6 protein-coding genes are annotated in these 5415 nt (G+C 38.5%); 5 read left to right on the top strand and 1 reads right to left on the bottom strand.

Annotated features, from left to right (window positions below):
* Positions 1–203: 203 nt before the first annotated feature.
* Entirely contained in the window at positions 204–1274 is a 1071-nt protein-coding gene (locus AC1DDX_RS22720; protein WP_337717733.1) for a TlpA disulfide reductase family protein, read from the top strand.
* A 22-nt stretch (positions 1275–1296) separates the two neighbouring features.
* On the opposite strand, the gene AC1DDX_RS22715 is transcribed toward AC1DDX_RS22720, so the two are convergent.
* A complete protein-coding gene (locus AC1DDX_RS22715; RefSeq protein ID WP_337717731.1) occupies positions 1297–1761 on the bottom strand; it encodes a DinB family protein in 465 nt (154 codons plus the stop codon).
* Between the two features lie 88 nt (positions 1762–1849).
* On the opposite strand from AC1DDX_RS22715, the gene AC1DDX_RS22710 reads away from it, so the two are divergent.
* The 4 genes from AC1DDX_RS22710 to AC1DDX_RS22695 form a co-directional block, all read left to right on the top strand.
* The gene (locus AC1DDX_RS22710; RefSeq protein ID WP_337717729.1) at positions 1850–2428 is read left to right on the top strand and encodes an STM3941 family protein; all 579 of its coding nucleotides are present in this window, start codon (positions 1850–1852) and stop codon (positions 2426–2428) included.
* 342 nt (positions 2429–2770) lie between these two features.
* Positions 2771–3496: a response regulator transcription factor gene (locus tag AC1DDX_RS22705; protein ID WP_337717727.1), complete on the top strand. Its 726-nt coding sequence runs from the start codon at positions 2771–2773 to the stop codon at positions 3494–3496.
* 107 nt (positions 3497–3603) lie between these two features.
* Entirely contained in the window at positions 3604–4257 is a 654-nt protein-coding gene (locus AC1DDX_RS22700) for a LysM peptidoglycan-binding domain-containing protein (protein WP_337717725.1), read from the top strand.
* A gap of 11 nt (positions 4258–4268) precedes the next feature.
* On the top strand, positions 4269–5415 hold a 1147-nt coding region (locus AC1DDX_RS22695), incomplete at its 3' end, for a BAR domain-containing protein (protein ID WP_477622641.1).

Raw genomic sequence — 5415 nt, 5'->3', positions numbered from 1 at the left:
GTTTTTTGAACTTGGCATGGCTTTCCAGTATGGCAAGCTCCTCGTCGCTAATAGTTGTTTGTCGGCGTACATATGCCTTGAAAACTTCGAACACCAGATGATATTTTTTTGTGCTAAGTTAAGAATCATCTTTTTGAAATGTTATAGTTTTCGAATCAATGAACAGAAGTTTACACGAAAAATAGTAAATTGAATAAAAAAGCATGTTAAAGAAAACGTATCTCGTAATTGTTGCTTTGTTGAGCTTACATCTCATAGTTCCGGCACAAACTGTTACCATACAAGGAAACCTAATTGGGTTAACTGAAAACCAACTCCAATTTGTTTACAATACTTCCGAAGGGTACAAGGTAGATACAATACATGTTACTGATGGAAAGTTTACCTGGTCTAAGAAGTTATCGGGGCCACGTAAAGCGATGCTTTTCCTGCCAGAGAATTCTTTTCCCTTTTTTATTGAACCAGGAAACATTCGCATTGAGGGTAAGCCAGACAGCGTTGTTGTAATTGGTTCTAAAACATATGATGAATCGATAGCCTATAGTCGCTCATTCAAAGATTTACAACAACAAAGAGATTCGATTCATAAAGCTATTTCGAATGCACCAGCCAATGAACAACCGGCGCTCCGAGAAAAGCAGGTTCGGGTAACGAAGATGTGGACTGAAAGGGAGAATGCATATATCAAGTCACATCCCATGCATGTAATAAGCTCAGATATCGCGGCACGACGGGCAAGTATGGGTGATTATGATGAAGCGCTTCTGGCCTTTAATCTTTTAGATAGAACTATACAGGAATCCCCTGAAGGTAAAGAAATCGCCAGCGCGCTCGCAATTGGTAAAAGGAGCAGAATGGGGGCCAAGGTTCCGGATTTTATTCAAAACGATCCTGAAGGGCGGCCTGTAAATTTCGCGAGCTTTAGAGGTAAGTATGTTTTTATCGATTTTTGGTCAAGTTCATGCGCACCATGCCGGGCAGAAAATCCAAATATATTGAAGGCTTACAATAAATATAAAGACAAGAATTTTACTGTATTGGGCGTTTCTCTCGACGATAATATTGAACTCTGGAAAAATGCCATTAAAGAAGATAAGATGCCATGGACAATGGTTTCTGACCTAAAGGGATTGAAAAATGAAGTTTCTTCCTATTTTGGAATATTTGGTATACCCAGATCGCTTCTTATTGATACAGAGGGAAAAATTATAGCTAAAGACCTAAGGGGTGATGAACTTAAGCAAAAGCTTGATGAACTATTCTCGAGTAATTAATTGTGCGCCGTTGCAAGCGATTTTAACTTGTTGCAATAATCAATTGTTTAATCGCCCCCAAATGATAAGCTGCATGCGGAATTAATGCCAATGTGCCTTGTCTGAATTGCTGATCTGTCCAGTCTTTCCTTTCTGCAATTGCTGCTCTAAGATCCTCATAAGCGCTAAGCAGGTCTTGTTGCAGTTTTTGCCATTCCTGATCATTTACCTCACGGATTCTCCAACTCTCAGCCCAATCGGGCGAAGGCATTTTTCCGTCGAAGAATTCTAGCGCTACACGGATACTCCATCTTAAATGTTCAGTGTGCGCTGCAATAGTTGATCCACCTTCAACAGTAGGGGTTGAGGCCTGTTCGGCATCTATCTGTTCAATTGCTTTGGTAAAACCATGTCCCGGGTATCTATCTATCACCCAAGTGTAGTTGCTTGCCGGACCAACGTATAGTTCATCAAGCAATTCAAGTAATGATGAGATTATTGCTTCCATAAATATGATAACCATTATCTTTTTGAAATGTTTATAATTTTCGAAYCAATGTTTTAGTTGGGTATGTATATAGACTTACATTTGTAATATGACAACGCCCTCTAACCAAATAGAAATACCATTGAGTAAAACCAAGCTTTTTCTTCTTTTTGCTGGTTCATTGGTTTTTGTAATATTAGGAATATGGTTAACTTGGTATGAGCTCACAACCTCGCCTTACCATAGAAAACGACCATATTTTGGCTTAGTAATAGGCCCACTTGCTAACATATTCTTTGGTACTGCCGCATATTTTCTATGTAAAAAGTTGTTCGACAGAAAGCCTGGACTTATCATATCTGATGAAGGAATTTTTGATAATTCTGGTGCGTTCAATATTGGATTAATACCCTGGACAGATGTTTTAAGAATCAAAGAGGTATCTGTAGGTAAACAGACTTTTATAAATGTTGTAGTTAAAGACCCTTTGGCCTACATAGCCAGACAAAAAGAACCCATACAGCGCAGATTGATGAAGATGAGTTATGACATGTATGGTTCAGCTATTGGGATTACCTCGAACGGTTTACAGTGCAGACGAAAAGATCTGTTGGAGTTATTAAAGGCAAATTTCAGGAAATGGAAGAGGAAGCAGAATCAAATAGTCAATGATAATCATATCTCCTGAAATTCAAGTAATGATGAGATTATTGCTTCCATAATAGAATAACCATCATCTTTTTGAAATGTTTTTAATTTCCAAGATCACATTCTTAATGTGTGAAATTAATTTCTCAGTATTTTAAAAGAAATAACAATTTATTTCTTTTAGTTTAATTGTGAGAAATATTATACCTACTAATGGGTATTGTTTCGTGTCTTATTGGAAAGTATATTTAACTAATATTTACATAATGTCTTTTTTACATAAAATTTGTACTGTTTTTATATAAAAGATTTATGTGTCTATACAAGTTCTATTAATCTGTTGAATGTATTTATATCATTAACCTTATAAAACGCTCTCCAAATGGGATTAAAAGCTCTTACTCAATCTGAACTGGAACATAGTTGCCAGGCTCAGCTGTTATCCATAGGAAACAGCATCCGTAATAACATCTTAAGGATAGAAGATATTGGAGATTACATCCCCGGTAGCGTTATGGTACAGGATTTAAGCCGGATGACCAATACATACATGAACAAGAATGGGTGTGATATCCTGAGGCATAGCAGCGAAGAACTGGAATTATTGGGGCCAGCGTATTTCAGCAAATTTTTCCCTGCCGAAGAGATCAGTATCTTAAAATCAGAGCTGCAGCATTTTGCAATGGAAAACGATGCTGGTAAAATACATTCGTTTTTTCAGCGTGTAAGGCCAGATGAGGGTAGCGAATACAAATGGTACTTTACCACTTCAAGGTTATATCCGTCAAACAATCCTGACGAAGGGTTAAGAATGATGCACATAGCTGTTCCTGCCGATACCTTAAGTTATGCAGGAAGAAAGCTAAGTAACCTGGTGCAGGATGATGTACTAATCCGCAAAAACCTGCATAAGTTCGTGTTGCTTACCATTCGAGAGAAGGAAGTAATCCGTCTTATTGTTGAAGGTAAAAGCAGTTTCGAAATTGCAAACTGCCTGTTTCTTTCTATTCATACGGTAAACAACCACCGAAAGAATATCATTCACAAGCTTGAGGTTGCCAGTTTGTCACAGCTGATCAAATTTGCAGTGGCTTTTGCCATCATTTAGTTTTAAAGTAAATCCTTGATACTTAGTGTAAAATGACTAGCGCTAGCTATTTTTTTTAAATAGGCAATTTGTGACCTTGGTATAAACCAGATCTAAAATTAATTGTTATGATATACTCGGTAGTGAAGGGGGATACCCTAAGCAGGATTGCCACAAAGTTTGGCGTTCCAATCAGCAGTTTGATCATATTAAATAATATCACCGATCCTAATCGTCTGTTCATTGGTCAGGAACTGCAAGTTCCCAATATACAGGACGTTCCCGCCAATGCCACATTCACCGCACCTACTTCCGCCAACAGTTTAGTAGCAAGGGCGCGTTCAGTCATAGGTAGTGCTATTGAATACCGGCTTGGCGCAGGTGGAATGTTACCCACACTTCCCAAACCTTCATCTGATGGTTTTTGTGATTGCAGTGGATTTGTATGCTGGGTACTAGGGCTATCCAGGCAGACCAAGAGTCCTTTTTATAAAAATTTCGGTGGATGGATCTATACCGATTCCATGGAAGCAGATGTAAAAGCGACGAGCGGAATATTTGATAAACTCAGCGTACCTGAACCAGGTTGTATCGTTGTTTATGGAGCTTTGGAAAAGATAGGACACGTTGGAATTGTTTCAGAAGTCACTGGTGGAAAGATGTCAAAAGTCGTTCACTGTAGTTCAGGTAATTCCAGAAGATTTGAAAAACGCGCTATACAGGAGACACTACCCACTGTCTTCGAACGCCCAGATATATTGTGGGGTAAATTTGTAGGTTAAAGCAACAAATTATGAACAAGTCAACCGTCTTATTCCGAAATACAACAGCATTAATCCTTCTTTTGGCAGGAATATATCTTTCCATTTCTGCAATCATCGCCCTTCCTTTGTTGGAGGAAGAGGCCGGTTATAAGAAAGATGAATATTATAAACTAAATGAACGGATTGATGAACAGATGAAGCCGACGCTGGCCTATCTCAATGATATTAGCATAGATTCTAATACGAAATTGAAGTTCGACAGTATATCTGTACTATTAGGCAATACTAATAGGTCAGAAACTATTGATGCAAGATTTAACATGAATAAGCGGAATGTAATGGAAAGCATTAAAGATCAGGCAGAACATTGCAAGCAACTTTATGAAAACACAGGAGTACTAGGCAAGATCAAGAAAGATGCCTATGCAAGCAAGATTGTGCTTAATTATTCTGAACTCTGTAACGAGACTAAGCAAGAGGTATTCAAAAAGTATCAGGGTGCTCTTATTCAAATTTCCAGGCTATATGCTATTGCGCTCAAAGATAAATCTCCTAACCATCAGATCACCAGAAAAGAAAATCTTAAGCTTGATGACTTATTCCTGGCTTTTGTACCCAAAGAAGTTAGGGAACCACTCCAAATGAAAAATTCTGGAATGGGTGCTTTTTTTCCCGCACGCTGGGCGATGGATGCACAGTCACAAAATATAGCCATTATTATCGGCTTAGTGGGTTTTGCACTCTTTGGTGCTGTTCTAGGTGCTTTTAGTAAGCCGGGATTTAATAACGTTAATATAGATAATATTCGTACAGATGGATTAATCTACTATGAGATTCTTGTTGTTCTAGTGAGGGGATTTTCTGCCGCATTAGTTGTATACCTTTCTCTAAAAGGTGGGCTCTCCTTGATTACGACAACAAGTTCAGACAAAATTAATCCATACGTCATCCTTTTCCTATGCTTCATTTCAGCAGTTTTTAGTGATAACATTTGGGAATGGGCTAAAACAAAGCTTGTGAGCAGTGATCCTAAAAAGGATCCAAATGATCCTAACGATCCAAATGGAAATACTGGGGTATCAGTAGGAAATACCGATCCCGAATCTTCCGGAGGCGGTGCAGACATCGGAGCAGAGATACCAGCAGAATTACCAATTGCTCCCGGAGCAATTGCAG

The sequence above is a fragment of the Pedobacter sp. 10L46_2 genome (assembly GCF_056395165.1).
This window is presented reverse-complemented; position numbering and strand designations above follow the sequence as displayed.

What these genes read in the sequence shown, in the direction of transcription:
- AC1DDX_RS22720 (WP_337717733.1), top strand. Translation starts at nt 204, where the DNA reads ATGTTAAAGAAAACGTATCTCGTAATTGTTGCTTTGTTGAGCTTACAT.
- AC1DDX_RS22715 (WP_337717731.1), bottom strand. Translation starts at nt 1,761, where the DNA reads ATGGAAGCAATAATCTCATCATTACTTGAATTGCTTGATGAACTATAC.
- AC1DDX_RS22710 (WP_337717729.1), top strand. Translation starts at nt 1,850, where the DNA reads ATGACAACGCCCTCTAACCAAATAGAAATACCATTGAGTAAAACCAAG.
- AC1DDX_RS22705 (WP_337717727.1), top strand. Translation starts at nt 2,771, where the DNA reads ATGGGATTAAAAGCTCTTACTCAATCTGAACTGGAACATAGTTGCCAG.
- AC1DDX_RS22700 (WP_337717725.1), top strand. Translation starts at nt 3,604, where the DNA reads ATGATATACTCGGTAGTGAAGGGGGATACCCTAAGCAGGATTGCCACA.